The organism is Owariibacterium komagatae (assembly GCF_045865535.1).
GTDB lineage: Bacteria > Bacillota > Clostridia > Oscillospirales > Ruminococcaceae > Ruthenibacterium > Ruthenibacterium komagatae.
Genome location: NZ_AP031406.1, coordinates 1,523,283 through 1,539,562 on the forward strand (window position 1 = coordinate 1,523,283; position 16,280 = coordinate 1,539,562).

Sequence of the window (16,280 nt, forward strand, 5' to 3'; positions counted from 1 at the left end):
ACACGGGCTCCGGCCCCTTTTTATAATAGGAGGAGACCGAAATGGAATATTACGCCTATGTGTCCACCCGGGCCTGCTATGATCCCGCCCGGACGATTTTTGTTTTTGCGCCCCAGCAGGATGCCGCCACCCTGCAGGGTGCAGCCCGCTTCGCCCGGACATCCGGCTGGCAGGCTTTGGCGGAATACGACGGCGCCGTACTGATCGTACCCGTTGCGCCCCAGGGCTGGCAGGCCGAGCCGGACACTCTGCCCGGCCAGCTCTTTGACCAGGTGCGCAACCGATTTGCCAGCCGCTGCGGCAAAAGCCTTCTGGGACGGCGTGGAATGCTGTGGTGCTGGGAGACCATGGTGTATTGGGTAGGTTACGGTGAGGGCGCCGCTTTCGCCGGGCGCTGCGCCGCCGCGGCCCCCAATCGGTTTGCGGCCGCGGCCCTTGTGGGTGGTGCGGCTGCGGATTACAGCGCGGGACGCCGCCCTTCGGACCACTGGCTGGTGAAGCACGTCAGCGAAGGCTACCATTCCTGTAACGATGACATTCCCGCCTGTCTGTGGCTGCTGGATGTCCCGCCGGAAGGCACAGCCGCTGCGGTGCGCCATTACGCCGAAGTCAACGGGTTCGATCCAAAGCGCCCGACCCCGTGTCAGGTGGGCGGTATTCCAGCACTGCGCTATGCCGCCGATGGCACCACCGCTGCCCAGCTGCTGGTTTCCGACGGTCCCTGCCCGCAGGGACCCGCTTTGGCGCTGGCCATTCTCAACGGTCTGTTCGACCATGTGATCCGCTGGAAAAACGGCCCGGACGGAACGCTGGCGCGCATCTCCGGCCGTCCGGATTTCTATTCCAACGGCCGCTTTGAAAAGACTTCTGTCACAGTCAATTGCCTGGAATATGCCTGTGCTGTGCATCTGCCCCAGGGCATGAGCAAAGAACAGGTGCGCGGCCTTCCGCTGGTTTTCACCGTGCACGGCCGCGGCGAACCCGCCTGGCTGTTTGCCGAGAAAAACGGCTGGGATACACTGGCTGACGAGACCCGCGCCTTTGTGCTGGCCGCGCCGGACTCTCCGGGTAACATCTGGCAGGCAGGCCGGGACGCCGACGCCTTCGGCGCGCTGATCGACCATCTGTGCCAGTGCTACGGTCTGGACCGCACGCGGGTGTACCTCACGGGCTTTTCCAACGGCGGTTCCATCACCCGGGAGGTGGGCACGCTGCACCCGGAGTGGTTTGCCGCCATCGCCCCCTTCAACGCGCCGGTGCACGTGCCGGACGTGGTCATGGACGACGCGGTGGCCCCCTCTTTGGAAGCGTCGGGCTTTGAACTTCCCTACTGGGTCACCGTGGGTGACAACGATCCTGCTGCCGTCGTGGATGTGGACGAACAGCTGGAACCGCTTTTGAAGGTCAACGGCTGCGCCCTGCGGCCTGCGCAGGGGCTGACCACCCGCTTTGCGCCGGATGAGATCCGCACCGGAGACAACTGGTACACTCCGGAACGGGGCTACCGGCAGGGCAGCCGGTTCACCACACTGGTCTACCGGGGACAGAACGGCGAGGTGCGCGTAGGCTACACCGTGATGAAGGACATGCCCCACGGCGCCATTACCGAACAGAGCCGCGCGTGCTGGGAATTTTTGCATGGTTTCCGCCGCCCGGCGGGTGAAAAACACGTTTTGTGGGAAGCGGAGGGTGCATCATGCTGAAAGGTCGGCTGAAACACATCGAGCTTTGCAAAGGCAAACCCGCACCCGGATGTCTGAATGAATTTGACGCCATGCTGCGGCGCGTGCCGGACCCGGACGCCCCGATTACAGACGAGCAGGGCAATCGCCGAAGCCTGTATCTGTATCTGCCCGCCTCGGGGGTGATCCCCTGCTCTTCCGGGGTGGTGGTGCTGCGCGACGGTGCAGACGAAGCCTCTGCCGCAGAACTGCTGGAGCACACCGGCTGGGCCGACCGGGCCGAGCGGGACCACTATGTCCTTCTGCTGCCCAACCCTGTGTCCGGCTGGGGCCCGGATGAAGATGCTTTCTCCATCCACTGGCTGACCACGGCCACGCAGCAATACCTGTTGGGATGCAAAGTACACCGCACCAGCGTCTATCTGGCGGGATTCGGCCGTGCCGCATCGCTGGCCGCCCGCATGGCTTTGCGCCACGGCGGCCTGTTGGCCGGTGTCTATCTGGAAGGGGCCGCTTTCTCTGGAGAAAGCGCCGCACCGGTGCCGGCCTGGCTGGTGGACTGCGACCCCCGGCTGGAGCGCGCCATGGGCCGGGCTGCGCGTGCGGCGGGCTTCCCCTTCCGCAGCTTTCGCAAGCCGGAGCAGTCTTTGTGCACAGATGCCTGGGACGCACTGTTTCTGGGGCTGCGGCGCTGGCCCACCGGCGGCGACGGCACCGTGACCCGCAAATACACGGAACAGGAGATGGGCCTGACCTGTTTTGAAAACCAGACATTTCTGGGCGACAATGGCGGCATGGCCCACACCTGGTATGAATTTGCTCCGCAAAACCCGGCCGGGCAGCGGCTTCCGCTGCTGTTTGCCCTGCATGGTGGCGGCACATCGGCCAAATATTGTGCCGAACAGAACCGCTGGCACGAGCTGGGTGCCAAATACGGATTTTATGTGGTCTATCCCCATTGCAGCGCCGATGCCGTTTGGAACGCGGGCTGCGACGAGCGCCGCCCCAGCGACGAAGAGTACCTGCTGCGGCTGTATTGCTACCTGCTGGATAAATATCCCATTGACCCCGGACGTGTCTACTGCGCCGGATTTTCCATGGGCAGCCTGATGACCCAGTGCATGGGCATGCTGCATGCGGAACTGTTTGCCGCCATCGCGCCCTTTTCGGGTTATCTGTTTCCGTCCTACTGGGACGGCCCGCAGCTGAGTGAGACCCAGCCCTTCGCCCTGACGGCTCGCCGCATGGAATGGATGCGGCAGGCCCAAGCACAAAACCGGGATACCCGGCTTCCGGTCATTCAGTTTCACGGCGACCGGGACAACACCTGGCAGGCAGAGGCGGGTGAGCGAACCCGGGATTACTGGGCCCGGCGCAACGGCGTTCCCGTTCCGGATCTGAGTGCGCCTACCCGGCGCGAAGGCGCGGACGGACGTTTTTCCGTCTTCGACTGCTGTGACGGTACAGGCTTGTGCCTTTACCGGTTTGTCTCAGTGGCCGACCTTCCCCATGCGGTGGATCTGCGCCAGCCCTATCTGGCCTGGCGCTTTCTGGCGGGCTTTGCCCGCAGTGCAGACGGCAGCCTGCAAATTGACCCGGTCTGATTCTGTCAACCAAGGAGGATGTATATGAACGAACATTGGAAAAATCTGTTTACGCCGGTGCAGATCGGCTCCTGCCAGATCAAAAACCGGTTTGCCATGGCCCCTATGGGGCCTCTGGGACTGGGCGACGCCGAAGGCGGCTTCAACCAGCGCGGCATTGATTATTACACCGAGCGCGCCAAAGGTGGCACCGGTCTGATCATCACCGGAGTGACCTTTGTGGAAAACGAAGTGGAACAGCACGGCATGCCCAACTGCCCCTGCTCCACCTACAACCCGGTGCAGTTTGTGCGCACCGCCCGGGAGATGACCGAGCGCATCCACGCCTACGGAGCCAAGGTATTTTTGCAGATGTCGGGCGGATTTGGCCGCGTGACCATTCCCACCAACCTGGGCGAATTTCCACCGGTGGCACCCTCGCCCATCCCCCACCGCTGGCTGGATAAGATCTGCCGGGAACTGACGAAGGACGAGATTCATTACATCGTAAAAAAATTCGGCGACGGCGCCTACAACGCTCAGCGCGCCGGGTTTGACGGTGTGGAGATTCACGCTGTGCACGAAGGATACCTGATCGACCAGTTTGCCATCTCCCTGTTCAACAATCGCACCGATGAATACGGCGGATGCCTGGAAAACCGGCTGCGCTTCGCCCGGGAGATTGTGGAAGAAATCAAAAAACGCTGCGGGAAAGACTTCCCCGTGGCGCTGCGCTACAGTCCCAAGAGCATGATGAAGGACTGGCGTGTAGGCGCGCTGCCCGGCGAGGAGTTTCAGGAAGCGGGACGCGATCTGGACGAGGGCGTGGAAGCGGCCAAGCTTCTGGTCCAATACGGCTACGACGCGCTGGATGTGGACGTGGGCACCTATGACGCCTGGTGGTGGAACCATCCCCCCATGTACCAGGAGAAAGGCCTGTACCGCAAGTATGCCAAGCTGATGAAGGAGACCGTGAACGTTCCCATCCTCATGGCCGGCCGCATGGATGACCCGGACATGGCCTCGGCCTGCATTGCGGACGGGACCTGCGACATCATCAGCCTGGGGCGTCCTTTGCTGGCGGACCCGGACTATGTAAACAAACTGCGGGCGGGCCTTCGCCGGACCATCCGCCCCTGTCTTTCCTGCCACGAGGGCTGCATGGGCCGCATTCAGGAGTATTCGCTTTTGAACTGCGCGGTAAACCCCCAGGCCTGCCGGGAACGGGACATGGCCTACCGCCCTGTTTGCCGCCCCAAAAAAGTTCTGATCGTGGGCGGCGGCGTAGCCGGCTGCGAAGCGGCCCGGGTGCTGGCGATCCGCGGGCACGAACCGCATTTGTTTGAAGCGGGCGACCGTCTGGGCGGCAACCTGATTCCCGGCGGCACCCCGGACTTCAAGGAAGATGACCGCGCGCTGGCCGCCTGGTACGCCCAGGAGCTGGAGCGCCTGCGTGTTCCCGTAACGCTGAATCATCCTGTGGACAAAGCGCAGGTACTGGCCGGCGGTTACGACGCGGTGATCGTTGCCACCGGAAGCACGCCCAAGGTGTTCCCGCTGGGCGATGACGCCCATGTGCACACGGCCGCGGATGTTCTGACCGGAAAAGCCACGGTGGGCCAGCGCGTGGTAATCGTGGGCGCGGGCCTTGTAGGCTGTGAAACAACGCTGTGGCTGCGCGAGCAGGGCAAGGACGTCACGCTGGCCGAGGCCCTGAGCAAACCGCTGGCGGTCAACGGTCCTCTGTGCCACGCCAACAGCGAAATGCTGGAAGCGCTTCTGCCCTACAAAAAAATCTCTGTGGTCACCAATGCCTCGGTCCGCTCCTTTGAAAACGGTCGGGTGCTTGTACAGACCCCGCAGGGCGAACAGACGCTTTTGGCGGACGACGTGATCCTGTGCGTGGGATACCGCGAGCAGAACGATTTGTATCACCAGCTGGAATTTGACGTAGCGGACCTGCATCTGGTGGGCGACGCACGCAAAGTGGCCAATATTATGTACGCCATTTGGGACGCCTTTGAAGTAGCCAATCATCTGTAAACCCAAAAAAGCCCCATCCACCAAAAGTGGATGGGACTTTTTGGGTTTCTGTTCAGCCGCCGCAGGGATGCGAAGGCGCATTGTCGCGTGTATGGCTGTTCTGGCTGGGGTCCTTCATGCACAGATGGACTGCCGCCGTGGTAAAGGTCTGGGGCAGCGCCAGAATGTTGGGATTGGGGCCCACATACTTTTTCATGGCGTCGGCCAGCGCTTCCTCAAAGGTGGCGCGGGTCTTCAGGCCCATGCCACGGGCAATGCCCGGCTCCCGGGCGCCTACAATATAAATCGCACTGGTATGCTCTTCCGCCAGGTGGCCACAGCTCATCATAGAGAACCCATGGAACGGATGGAATGCATTGGCAAAACGGTATTTGCGGATGTACTCCTCCTTGGTGGCAAAGTACTCGCCATACCGGTTCATGTCCGGCAGAATGTTCATGTAATCATGCTGGAACATATCATACAGTTCCCGAAGATAGGGCCAACGCTCGTCGTGGAAATAGCCGTCGCAGATACTGGATACAATGAACACGCAGTGGTCGGCCAGCACCCGTTTGTGGCGGATCACCTGGGCGGACAGCGCCTGCATCATCTGGATGGGGTTGGTCCCCATGCCGTTGCCATAATGGAAATTGGTGGGCATACCGAATACGACTACGTCGTATTTCTTTTCCGCCCAGTGCACATAGGTGCGTTTGTCGGCCATCTTCCAGCTGATGGGCTGCATCTCTTTGGCCCAGCCGGAATTGATCTCGATCTGGCGGGATTTGGTATCCAGCACCGCGTCACAGCAGAAGAATTTTTTACCCATTTTCTCTTCCATCAGCATGCCCTGCTGATCAAATTTATGCCGCATTTCACTGTTGGTAGACACCGGCACAAAGTCCTGACGATGCATGACCTGGGGCACGTGATGAGCCGAGATACTGCGCCAGTGGCTGATTCCCGTGGCGCAGTGTTTGTATCCGCCCGAATACCCGCCATAAGGATTGCCCTGGGTGTGGCCGATAAGAATGGCCACATCTGCGTCGTACACATACTTGTTCATGATCACATGATCGCCCTGGGCCGTATAACCCAAATCCACCAGATGATCATAATCTTCTGAGTCGTGACTGGTAATCTGACCGCTGGGATAAAATTCGTTAAACAGCTCCGGGCCGAGAATGGTTTTCATCTCCGGCACGGTGGCACGGGGATGCAGGCCATTGGAAAACAGCAGCAAAATGTCCCTCTTTTCCACGCCCACGCTGTACAGCTCGTCCAGGCACGCACGAATGGCCACTTTCCGATGGCTGGTGGGCTGGTTGCCTCCCTTGACAATGTCCGGAATGACGAATACCACCTTGCTGCCTTTGTGGGCCAGTTCGGTCAGCGTCGGCATGCCGATGGGGTTGCGGATGCTTTTCAGCGTAGCGTCGTACAGCGCGTCCCATGTCTGCTCGATGCAAGGGGGGTCAGGTACGGTGACGCCCGGAATAAACACATCCGTGGTATCCGGCAGTTCCGCGCTCATCATTCCCTGCCCGTATTCAAAATCAAGTTTCATTTCGTTTTACCTCTTTTCCCTGTAATTCCAATGCCAGACCGGGAGGCATAGAAAAACAAATCGCTTGTTACCACCATTTGATCTGATCGGTCACATATTTACGGATCTTGATGAACTCCGGAGAGGTCACGTCCCTGGGATGGGGCAGGTCCACATGGACCTCTTCTTTGATGGTAGTGGGTTTGTTGCTCAGAATCAGAATCCGCTCGGCCAGATAGGTGGCCTCTTCGATGTTGTGCGTGATAAACACCACGGTGCTGCCCAGTTCCTTCCACAGGCGGATAACCTCGTCTTCCAGATAGAAGCGCAGTTTGATATCCATTTGGCTGTACGGCTCGTCCATCAGCAGCAAATCGGGGTTCATGGCAAATCCGCGGCCGATGATCACACGCTGGGCGCAGCTTACGGAGAGCTGATGCGGATAGGAGTGACGAAACTCCTCCAGACCCAGCAGCTTGATGATGCTTTCCACACGCTCTTTGATCTGTGCCTCGGGCAGCTTTTTCAGCTCCAGGCCGAAGCGCAGGTTTTCTTCCACGGTTTTCCAGGGAATGGCAGACGGCTCCTGAAACACAAACGCCAGGTTGTGCTTGTGGGGGTCGGCCGGTTTGCCGTCAATGTACAAATCACCGGAAGAAGGCTGAATGATGCGGGTCAGCAGATTCAGGAAGGTGGTCTTGCCACAGCCGGTAGGGCCTACGACGCAGACGAACTCGCCCTTTTTAATGTTGAACGAAATGTTGTTCAGCACCTGCAGATCGCCGAAATTTTTGCTTAAGTTCCGCACCTCAACTTTGTATTCGGGGTTATGAACGTACTGATTGTCCATTTTTCTGCCTCCTCACAATGCCAGATCGGTATTATCAGAGATTTCTTTCCGTATGCGGAGGAAATCCGGAGACACCGTGTCACGCGGGCGCGGCAGATCGATGTCATAAATGGCCTTTACGTGGGCGGGACGGTTGCTCAGCAGCACAATGCGGTCGCCCAGATACACCGCCTCTTCAATGTTGTTGGTAACAAAGATGATCGTGCGCTTTTCGCTCTGCCAGATCTTCTGAATCTCTTCCTCCATGGAATAGCGCGTCTGCGCGTCCAGCGCACCGAAGGGCTCGTCCATCAGAAGGATCTCCGGGCTGTTGGTGTAAGCCCGCGCGATGCCAACGCGCTGCTTCATACCGCCGCTCAACTCGTTGGGATAACTTTTTTCAAACCCCTGCAAACCTACCAGATTGATGTATTTCTGCGCGGTCTTGCGGCGCTCTTCCTTGGGGACGCCGGCCATTTTGGGGCCGACTTCCACATTTTCCATTACCGTTTTCCAGGGCAGAAGCGATGTTTTCTGGAACACCATGCCGATGCGGGAATCGCTGCCGTGAATCACCTCACCGTCCAGACGAATCTGGCCATCCACCGGCTCTTCCAAGCCGCTGATCATGTTGAGCAAAACTGTTTTGCCGCAGTAGCCCGGTCCCAAAATCACCAGAAACTCGCTGTCATACACGTCGAAATTGACGTCCTGCACCGCGTCAAACGCCTTGCCGTTGAGAATGTAGCTTTGAGAAATATGTTCCAAGCTCAGCTTGACTTTCTTACCGTCCAAGGACAAACCCACCTTTCAATAAGCTGCATTGCGATCGCCAGGATCGCGCCGATGATGCCGATGCAGATCATGGACAGAAGTACCAGGGGCAGATCGCCCGAGTCCATGCCGCGCGTGATCAGGAAGCCTACACCGGACTTGCCGCCCAGCATCTCTGCCGCCAGAACCACCATCCATGCGGCGCTGGCCGACGTGCGCACGCCTGCGAAGATGGCGTCCAGAGCCGAAGGAATGGCAAAGTCCAGCAGCATCTGCCACTTGTCCGCGTTGAAAATGCGGCCCACATCCAGGTATTGCTGGTCCACGTTGCTCATGCCCGCCTGAGTATTGACCACAACCGGCATAACTGCGCCGATAAACACCACCAGGATCTTCGGGAATTCACCGGTGCCGAACCAGATGGTGATCAGAGGAATCCATGCCAGAGGCGGCACCACACGGAAGGCCGTGAAAATGGGGCCCAGCAGCGCGTTGGCCTTTTTGTTCCAGCCGATCAGAATACCGAAGGAGATGCCCAGCACCCAGGACGCGATCAGCGCGACGAGAACGCGGCCCAGACTGGCAAGAATATGCTGCCACAGGCTCAGTTTCTGAATGGGTTTTTCCATAAATTTCAAAAAGCGGTCATACACCGCCATCGGCGAGGGAAAGGATGTGGAGTCGTTGCCCGAAGCCACAACCCACAGGGTGAGCAGCAGAAGAATGGAGATGACCGGCAGAATTTTGTATACGGTGCGGCGCACGCGCTCCTGCTGCTCGCTTTTGCTGAGGGTCACTCCTGCACTCTTTTTACTCATTTTTTCCACCCCAATACTTTGTTCTCAACCTTGCTCAGAATTGCGGTGAAGATCACGCCGATGATGCCGATGACCACAATGCCCAGCAAAATCAGGTCCGGACGGGCAAACTGACGGCCCATCAGGATCATGTAGCCCAGGCCGGAGGACGCAGCCAGCATTTCGGCGGCCACCAGTGTTGCCCATGCGTTGCCCAGGGCGACACGAACACCCGCGAACACCATGGTCATGGACGACGGAATGCCGATCTTCCAGAAAATCGTAAAATTGGAAGCGCCGCATGTCTTGGCAAAATTGATAAGCACCGGACTGGTCTGCTTGATGCCGGTGTACGCATTGATGACACATGGAACAAACGCGGAGAAAAACACGATAAATGCCTTGGCCGGCAGACCAATGCCCAGCCAGACAATGGTCAGCGGAATCCAGGAAACTGGCGGAATAGGGCGAATCAATTCAAAGATGGGACGAATAAAACTTTCAAATCCGCCGTACCAGCCCATCAAAAGCCCCAGAGGAATGCCAATGATGATCGCCAGGAAAAAGCCCGTGAGCGAAACCTGAAGGCTGGCCAGGATATTCACGCCCAACACCGCGCCGTCAGGGTTGGGATCGGTCAGTTTTGTGATAAAAAGTTTGAGAATAGTGCTGGGCGCCGCCAGATATCGGCTGTTGGCAATGCCCGTATCGGACACGATCTCCCAGATCAGAAGGAACACCGCCACGCCCGTGACCGACAACATCATATACATCTGTTGGGTGCGGCGCTTGCGCTCCTGCACCATGGCAATGCGTTGCTCCTGTGTGATGTGCTTGTTTCCTTCAGAGACAGAGCTCATGAGCTGTCCTCCTCGCTTTCTGTTTTCAAGCAGTCTGCCCGCGATCACACAAATCGCGGGCAGGCCGTTTCAGTCTTTCAATCCATCAGTTGTACTGCACGCCCAGAGCGTCCATATCCGCAAGGCATTCCGCAGCGATGGAACCATCGGTCATCTCGTTGTCCAGAATGGTGTTGCGGTCTTCTTCGCTGTACTTGCCAATGCTGATCAGGAAGTCCATAGTGACCAGCAGGTCTTTCTCTGCCTGCAGCAGATCGCGGCTGGTGTACAGGCCCGCATCGTCGGGGCTGGCTTCGCTCATCAGCTTGGCCACTTCGGAAACGGTCGGGCATGCATAGTAGCCCATAACCTCTTCGGCAATGTGCTCATCGCAAGCGATGCCTTCGTTCTCGCAGCTCTCCAGATACAGTGCAACCGCCTCGTCCATGTTCTCTTCGGACTCGTTGCACCACTGCCAGGTCAGATAATAAACTTCCCAAGCAGCTTTGACCAGCTCGCGGCGCTCGGACAGCGCTTCCGGCGTAGCCATAAAGCCGTTGAACACGGTGATGCCCAGCGTACCGGCGTCATCCACACGCACAAAGCCGGCGTCCTCAGCAGAGGTGGCAATGGCGTTCCACACGGCGATGCCGTCGCCCTGACCGCCCTTGAACGCAGTCAGCGCACTGGCGATATCCATGTTGACGGATTCGATGTCATCAAAGGTCAGACCCAGCTCTTCCAGCTCGCCGCCCAGAATCATCTGTGCGTTGGTGCCGGTGGGATACAGCCAGGTGGTTCCCTTCCAGTCTTCGGCGTTCTTATCGGCCAGGTTGCCGTCTGCACGTACGAACAGGCCCATGTTTTCCTCGTAGTCCGCCACACCGATGCACACCAGATCATAACCCAGCATACCCACCAAATCGCCCGCAGCGCCAGCCGTTGCTACGTCCCAGCTGCTGCTGGCTTCCATCATGGCGGGGCCATTGGTATACGGCTCGTATTCCACATCAATGTTCAGCTCGTCAAAGAAGCCTTTCACGTCTGCAATGTAGAACGGGACAGCGTGAGCAGAGCCCGCGAAGTAACCTACCCGCAGAGTCTGGCGTTCCTCAAAGGGCTTCAGGCCAAACGTGGTTTCGGAAGCGTCTGTGGCTGCGCCCGTGCTGCCGGAAGCAGATTCGCCGGCATCTTCGCTACCGGAAGCTGCGCCGCCGCAGGCTACCATGCTGAACGCCATTGAAAGCGCCAGTACCAATGCAAGCAATTTCTTCATAACCATTTCCTCCTCAAACAAATTTCACATAATAACGTTCAAATAGCGGGAAAATCAATCATTTTTTGATGCTTGGTAAACCCGCTCTCGCTACAACCAAATCGTAGCATGGGGTTTTAAGGCATGCAATTGCAATAAACGCAAACGTTTGTATTTTTTGCCACCTATTGCGTTTTTTGCCGAAATTTGCTATGCTCTTATTGCAACATAATGTATAATTTAAAGCTTTTGTGTTTAATATTTTAGTGATTTTAACAATAAAAAACACGAAATTCAGCGAATTCACTAAGCGCAAACGTTTGTGTTTTAGCCAAAAGGGAGGTTTTTTCATGGGATTGAAGGAAATCGCCAAAATGACGGGCTATTCCGTCTCTACCGTGAGCCGTGTTTTAAATAATAAAAGCAAATATGCTTCCTCAAAAGCGGAGAAGGAAATCTGGTCCGCTGCGCAAAAACTGCACTACGCGCGCAACGACGCAGCCGTTCATCTGAAAACCGGAAAAAGTGCGCATTTCAGTGGGCACGGACCTTACCGCATCGGCATCGTCATGGCGCGCGGTTTGGAATCTCTGGAAGATGAATTCTATCAGCGAATCGAAGAGGGCATTCGCAGTACCGTATTGAAAGCAGGACATCAGCTGGGAGAGACATTCATGCTGCGAACTGTGCTGCAGAATCCTCAGTGCCTAGCAGATATCAACGGCATTGTGCTGATTGGAAAATGCAACGTGCATAATCTAACGTCTCTGCGCACTATTTGCAAACACATCGCCTGTACGGGCATGAATCCTTATTACATGGAGATCGATCAAATCTACTGCAACGGCGAGCACATTGCACGCACCGCCGTACAGCACCTTTTGTCCAAAGGACATCAGAAAATTGGTTATGTAGGCGAGTGCAACGGCGATGTGCGCTATTTTGGCTACCGACAGGCGGTCAAAAGCAGCAATCTGGACATGGATACTCCCTATGTGTTTGATGTGCCCCAAACTGCAGAGGGTGGACGGCAGGCAGCCCGGCAATATCTGGTTTCCGAAGACTGCCCCACGGCTGTGTTCTGCGTGAACGATGTGAGCGCCATCGGATTTATTGAAGCTCTGAAACTGCTGCGGCCACAACAGCCACTCCCGGCCGTTATCGGCATTGGCGATATCAGCAAGTCTCTGGAGATCCAGCCGGCGCTGACCACCATTCATCTGCCCTTGTGGGAGATGGGAAATATTTCGGCGCGTATCCTTCTGGACAGCATTGAGGGACTGCACAGCATTCCCCTGAAGGTGGACCTGCCTTACAAACTGGTCTGTCGCCAGAGCTGCTGAAACTCTGCACAAATAAAAAAACCGGTCCGCACGGACCGGTTTTTTGTTGTCTATTTCGCACCGTACAGAGGCCCGTACGCCGTACACGCCCGAAAGTCGGCCCCAATGGGATCATCTGCGCCAAACTGTTTCCAGAGATCCGGCCGAAACAGCTGCTCAAACGGCAGATTATGAAGACTGACCGGAACGCGCAAGATGGATGCCAACGTGGCAAACGCAGCGCCCACATGCCCCGGACACAACACACAGTGATTGCTGCCCCAGCTCTCCATCATGCGGTAGACACTTCCACTGGCGGGCCGGTCGGTGCTACGCGGCACGAAAAACACCTGCGGCCAGGTAGGATCCGTTCGGTTCGTCACTCCGTCGGCCACCGGGTCGGGCAAGTTCACCGTGCATCCCTCCACGATCTGAAGTGTCGGACCCAGTCTATGGACCATGTTCAGGCGCACCATCGTCAACGGAACTCCTCCCTCAGCCCGAAAGCTCACCGAGAATCCGCCGCCCCGGAACACCGCTCTTTTGGCAGCATGCCACTGCACATGCGACTGACAGCGAGCTACATCTTCATCCGTCAAATTCCAAAACGGCTTAATCGCAGGGGCCCCATTTTCCCGGGCGCCCATGCATCCGTCCAGTGCCATGGAGCCGGAATTGGTCAGATAAAAAAAGCCATCCGGTGTCTGCGAAGGCACATCGCCATATCGGGCACGCAGAGCCGCAGCGCTCCAATATCCACGCACATCACAGAACAGCTGCGCGCCGCCCGTAAGCAGCGCACCGAACAGCATGGCCGCTGCCTGCAGCGCATCGTTCTCTGTAGCAATCGGGTGCGGCCGGCGCGGACCGTTCCAGTCAAAACCGGCATTCAGCACCGACTCGGCAAAGTCATTGGTCGGCATCCAGTCAGTCCAATGGCGTTGCCCCTGAAAACTGGCAGTCAGCGCGTCAAACCCCTGCGCAGCTTCAGCAAATCCCTGTTCGGCCAGCATCGGATTTCCATCCATCAGATCCCTCAGGATCAGAGCCATCTTGACGCACACATCCCAATCCCGCTCTTTTTCTTCCTGCGTGCGCCGCATCTGCGGCGGATTGGGATCTTCTCCCTCCAGACAGAAAGAGCGAGCCCATCGCCGGGCTTTCGCATATTCCGCCTCGTCATACACCTGTTCTTTGAGGCGGCGCAGCACTTCCGACATATCCACCGACTGAACCCGCATGCCCAGGTATCGCCGGTAAAAGTCATGCTCCGGACCCGCAGCGCCAATGCCCATGCACGTAGTACCCACGCACAAGTATGCCTTTCGCCGCATCTGAGCCACAGCCAGAGCGCACTGACCAAAGAGAACGATTTTTTCTGCCACATCCGTGGGGATCGAAACGTCGTCCGCATCCTGAATATCCATCCCGTACACCTTGAACAGAGGCACCCCCACCTGAGCCGCAGCAGCCGCCTGCGCTCCCATAAACACCGTCCCGGGAGCGTTGCTGCCCGAAAGGCCCCAAATCAACTGCGGGATCTGCGCATCATCATATAAAATCTCCATGGGGTAGGACCAGGCCCGCGCTACATGAACCACCGCGCCCACGTTCTGACGCCGAAACGCCTCCATCGTGCGAACCGCATCCACCGAACTTCCTACCGGGTCGGACATCACGCAGCGAACCGGCGTTCCATCTGCGTAAAACACATGTTCTTCCAACAATCGGCATACCTGACGCGTCAGATCCAGCACTGGCTGCGACTGCGCTGTTCGCAGGCTGTCCCGACCATCCACAATCGCCCGGACACCAATTACCGGGCGCTCCGCCAGTGTCTCCATTGCAAGCACACTCCTTTCACAAGGCCACCACTGCCTTGATCAGCGTAACCGCACCGCCAAAAGCCATTAAAAGATAAATCGACCGTTTCAAGGCAGCACCATCAATACGGGACGCCGCCTTTTCACCCCATAACCAACCGGCCACAGACGCAACCGTCCCCACTCCTACAGGCAGGAGCAGCGCAGCAGTCATCATTCCGCCGGAAATCCGCAATACATTGTTGCCCAGCACAGTCAACACCAGGCACAGGCAGTTGTTGGCCAGATACTCTTCTCGGTCCCGGGAAACGGTCAGAAAATACAGCGCCATCAGGGGACCGCCGATGCCGAACAGCCCGCCGGTCACGCCGGAAAACGCACCGCAGAACAAAGAGACCCACAGGCTTTGTTTCAGATGCAGATTGGGGGCCAGCCACATCAGATAGGCAGCCATTCCCACCAAAAACGAACCGAACGCCATCTGCAGCCACGCCAGATTTTGCGCAGAACGGGCCAATTCAATGGCCCAGCTGCTGGCCAGAAGATAAATGGCCGTGGGCCACAGCACCGACAGCGGGCGGACAGCACGGCGGTGGCGCCACGCCATCAGCCCCAGCATCGTAAGCACAATCAGGTCCGATATCACCGGCGCCGTTTTCACCCCGTACAGTCCAGGCAGAAAAATCATCAGAAGAATGCTGCCACCGAACCCCGTGACGCCCTGCACAAACCCGGCGGCACATGACGCCGCCAACAGCAGCAACAACCCCCACTCCATTTCCTTCCCCCGCTTTGCAAGACTTCCCGAACCGTCAAAAATTTTTTCTCACGCGTTCAAATACAACCGGATGATCTCCAGATACTCTTCCGGATAAAAACCAATTTCGCCGGAAAAGCGGGTCAGCGCAATCAACCCGCCATCGATCTCCGGGATGGATGCCAGCATGGCAGCATTGTCGCTTTTCAGGCCGCCGCCATACACCACGTCCACCGGGACCTGTTCCTTGATAAAGCGCGCAATCTTTTCGATGTACGGCCGGTCCGCCGGGGTCTTTCCCGGTCCGATGCTCCACACCGGCTCATATGCCACCACCACACGGCTCAGGTCAACACCCGCAAGACCAATGCGAAGCTGTGCGCCCAGCACTCCCTTCCAGTCGGCCTGCTCTTCGGCCTTTTCTCCAACGCAATACAGCACTTTCATACCTGATGCCTGGGCACAGAGGATCTCCCGGTTCAAAATACGGTTCACTGCCGCGTTGTCTGTCACGCCCGCTTCCGCCAGAACACCGGCCTTTTCGCCCCGCTCTTCACAGTGGCCGATCAGTGCCCATGAACAGCCCAGCGCAGCAGCAGCCGCCGCGGGGCGGCAGGAAGTAAAGGCTCCAAAGTTTCCGCCCGCAGACACGTTCTCCCGATAGACACCCTGGCACCCCAGCTGAACAACACTGCCGGTTTGTCGTGCCGCAGCTGCCGGAATCAGGTGCGCTTCCGGAAAGAAGTCTACAAACTCCACCTGTGCCGGATCAAAGGCAGTCAGTTCGTTCTGTGTAGCCTTCACCAGAAACGATCCCCACTCCGCCGGACTCGTCAGGCGATTCACCCCACCTGCCTTTGCAGGCACATCAAATCGTTTCAAATTCAAAAAAACATGTTTCATCGTCTTTTTCCTCCTGTTTACACCGCATGGTTTTCCATTTTGAAAAAGTGCGCAAGGCTGCTGCAGCAAGGTCCTTTTTAAATTTATTATGAAATCGGCCGTGTGGTTTGTCAACGCGAACTTCCTCTTTCCGGGCCGGAAAATG

13 protein-coding genes are annotated in these 16,280 nt (G+C 57.6%); 4 read left to right on the forward strand and 9 right to left on the reverse strand.

Going from position 1 to position 16,280, the window contains the following annotated elements:
• Nucleotides 1-41 precede the first annotated feature (41 nt).
• From ACKTS9_RS07535 to ACKTS9_RS07545, 3 genes are read left to right on the forward strand one after another with little or no spacing between them, the layout of a single operon-like run.
• Nucleotides 42-1,703, forward strand: a complete 1,662-nt coding sequence (locus ACKTS9_RS07535) for an alpha/beta hydrolase family esterase (protein ID WP_407879929.1) — start codon at nt 42-44, stop codon at nt 1,701-1,703.
• On the forward strand, nt 1,697-3,286 hold the full coding sequence (locus ACKTS9_RS07540) for a PHB depolymerase family esterase (protein WP_407879931.1): 1,590 nt from the start codon (nt 1,697-1,699) through the stop codon (nt 3,284-3,286). The genes ACKTS9_RS07535 and ACKTS9_RS07540 overlap by 7 nt, the downstream gene beginning before the upstream one ends.
• 24 nt (nt 3,287-3,310) lie before the next feature.
• Nucleotides 3,311-5,308 (forward strand): FAD-dependent oxidoreductase, encoded by a 1,998-nt coding sequence (locus ACKTS9_RS07545; protein WP_349215155.1) that lies wholly within the window; start codon nt 3,311-3,313, stop codon nt 5,306-5,308.
• A gap of 52 nt (nt 5,309-5,360) precedes the next feature.
• On the opposite strand, the gene ACKTS9_RS07550 is transcribed toward ACKTS9_RS07545, so the two are convergent.
• The 6 genes from ACKTS9_RS07550 to ACKTS9_RS07575 form a co-directional block, all read right to left on the reverse strand.
• Nucleotides 5,361-6,857 carry a lactate racemase domain-containing protein gene (locus ACKTS9_RS07550; protein ID WP_349215154.1) on the reverse strand — a complete coding sequence of 499 codons (1,497 nt, stop codon included), beginning with the start codon at nt 6,855-6,857 and terminating at the stop codon, nt 5,361-5,363.
• 67 nt (nt 6,858-6,924) lie between these two features.
• Nucleotides 6,925-7,686: an ABC transporter ATP-binding protein gene (locus tag ACKTS9_RS07555; RefSeq protein WP_349215153.1), complete on the reverse strand. Its 762-nt coding sequence runs from the start codon at nt 7,684-7,686 to the stop codon at nt 6,925-6,927.
• 12 nt (nt 7,687-7,698) lie between these two features.
• Nucleotides 7,699-8,460 (reverse strand): ABC transporter ATP-binding protein, encoded by a 762-nt coding sequence (locus tag ACKTS9_RS07560; RefSeq protein WP_349215152.1) that lies wholly within the window; start codon nt 8,458-8,460, stop codon nt 7,699-7,701.
• Complete coding sequence (locus ACKTS9_RS07565) at nt 8,436-9,257, reverse strand: ABC transporter permease (protein ID WP_407879935.1); 822 nt, start codon at nt 9,255-9,257, stop codon at nt 8,436-8,438. Before ACKTS9_RS07565 ends, ACKTS9_RS07560 begins: the two co-directional genes overlap by 25 nt.
• Entirely contained in the window at nt 9,254-10,096 is an 843-nt protein-coding gene (locus ACKTS9_RS07570) for an ABC transporter permease (RefSeq protein WP_349215150.1), read from the reverse strand. Before ACKTS9_RS07570 ends, ACKTS9_RS07565 begins: the two co-directional genes overlap by 4 nt.
• Before the next feature lie 85 nt (nt 10,097-10,181).
• Entirely contained in the window at nt 10,182-11,351 is a 1,170-nt protein-coding gene (locus ACKTS9_RS07575; protein ID WP_349215149.1) for an ABC transporter substrate-binding protein, read from the reverse strand.
• Between the two features lie 329 nt (nt 11,352-11,680).
• Between ACKTS9_RS07575 and ACKTS9_RS07580 the strand changes: the two genes are divergently transcribed.
• Entirely contained in the window at nt 11,681-12,673 is a 993-nt protein-coding gene (locus ACKTS9_RS07580) for a LacI family DNA-binding transcriptional regulator (protein ID WP_349215148.1), read from the forward strand.
• 50 nt (nt 12,674-12,723) lie between these two features.
• On the opposite strand, the gene fucI is transcribed toward ACKTS9_RS07580, so the two are convergent.
• Genes fucI through ACKTS9_RS07595 form a run of 3 tightly spaced genes read right to left on the reverse strand, consistent with a single transcriptional unit; the run spans nt 12,724 to nt 16,135 of the window.
• The gene (gene fucI, locus ACKTS9_RS07585; protein WP_349215147.1) at nt 12,724-14,496 is read right to left on the reverse strand and encodes an L-fucose isomerase; all 1,773 of its coding nucleotides are present in this window, start codon (nt 14,494-14,496) and stop codon (nt 12,724-12,726) included.
• A 16-nt stretch (nt 14,497-14,512) separates the two neighbouring features.
• Entirely contained in the window at nt 14,513-15,253 is a 741-nt protein-coding gene (locus ACKTS9_RS07590) for a sulfite exporter TauE/SafE family protein (RefSeq protein ID WP_349215146.1), read from the reverse strand.
• A gap of 48 nt (nt 15,254-15,301) precedes the next feature.
• Nucleotides 15,302-16,135, reverse strand: coding sequence for a triose-phosphate isomerase family protein (locus ACKTS9_RS07595; protein WP_349215145.1), 834 nt, complete (start codon nt 16,133-16,135; stop codon nt 15,302-15,304).
• Between the last annotated feature and the right edge of the window lie 145 nt (nt 16,136-16,280).

What these genes read in the sequence shown, in the direction of transcription:
- ACKTS9_RS07535 (WP_407879929.1), top strand. Translation starts at nt 42, where the DNA reads ATGGAATATTACGCCTATGTGTCCACCCGGGCCTGCTATGATCCCGCC.
- ACKTS9_RS07595 (WP_349215145.1), bottom strand. Translation starts at nt 16,135, where the DNA reads ATGAAACATGTTTTTTTGAATTTGAAACGATTTGATGTGCCTGCAAAG.
- ACKTS9_RS07545 (WP_349215155.1), top strand. Translation starts at nt 3,311, where the DNA reads ATGAACGAACATTGGAAAAATCTGTTTACGCCGGTGCAGATCGGCTCC.
- ACKTS9_RS07555 (WP_349215153.1), bottom strand. Translation starts at nt 7,686, where the DNA reads ATGGACAATCAGTACGTTCATAACCCCGAATACAAAGTTGAGGTGCGG.
- ACKTS9_RS07540 (WP_407879931.1), top strand. Translation starts at nt 1,697, where the DNA reads ATGCTGAAAGGTCGGCTGAAACACATCGAGCTTTGCAAAGGCAAACCC.
- ACKTS9_RS07565 (WP_407879935.1), bottom strand. Translation starts at nt 9,257, where the DNA reads ATGAGTAAAAAGAGTGCAGGAGTGACCCTCAGCAAAAGCGAGCAGCAG.
- ACKTS9_RS07590 (WP_349215146.1), bottom strand. Translation starts at nt 15,253, where the DNA reads ATGGAGTGGGGGTTGTTGCTGCTGTTGGCGGCGTCATGTGCCGCCGGG.
- ACKTS9_RS07550 (WP_349215154.1), bottom strand. Translation starts at nt 6,857, where the DNA reads ATGAAACTTGATTTTGAATACGGGCAGGGAATGATGAGCGCGGAACTG.
- ACKTS9_RS07570 (WP_349215150.1), bottom strand. Translation starts at nt 10,096, where the DNA reads ATGAGCTCTGTCTCTGAAGGAAACAAGCACATCACACAGGAGCAACGC.
- fucI (WP_349215147.1), bottom strand. Translation starts at nt 14,496, where the DNA reads ATGGAGACACTGGCGGAGCGCCCGGTAATTGGTGTCCGGGCGATTGTG.
- ACKTS9_RS07580 (WP_349215148.1), top strand. Translation starts at nt 11,681, where the DNA reads ATGGGATTGAAGGAAATCGCCAAAATGACGGGCTATTCCGTCTCTACC.
- ACKTS9_RS07575 (WP_349215149.1), bottom strand. Translation starts at nt 11,351, where the DNA reads ATGAAGAAATTGCTTGCATTGGTACTGGCGCTTTCAATGGCGTTCAGC.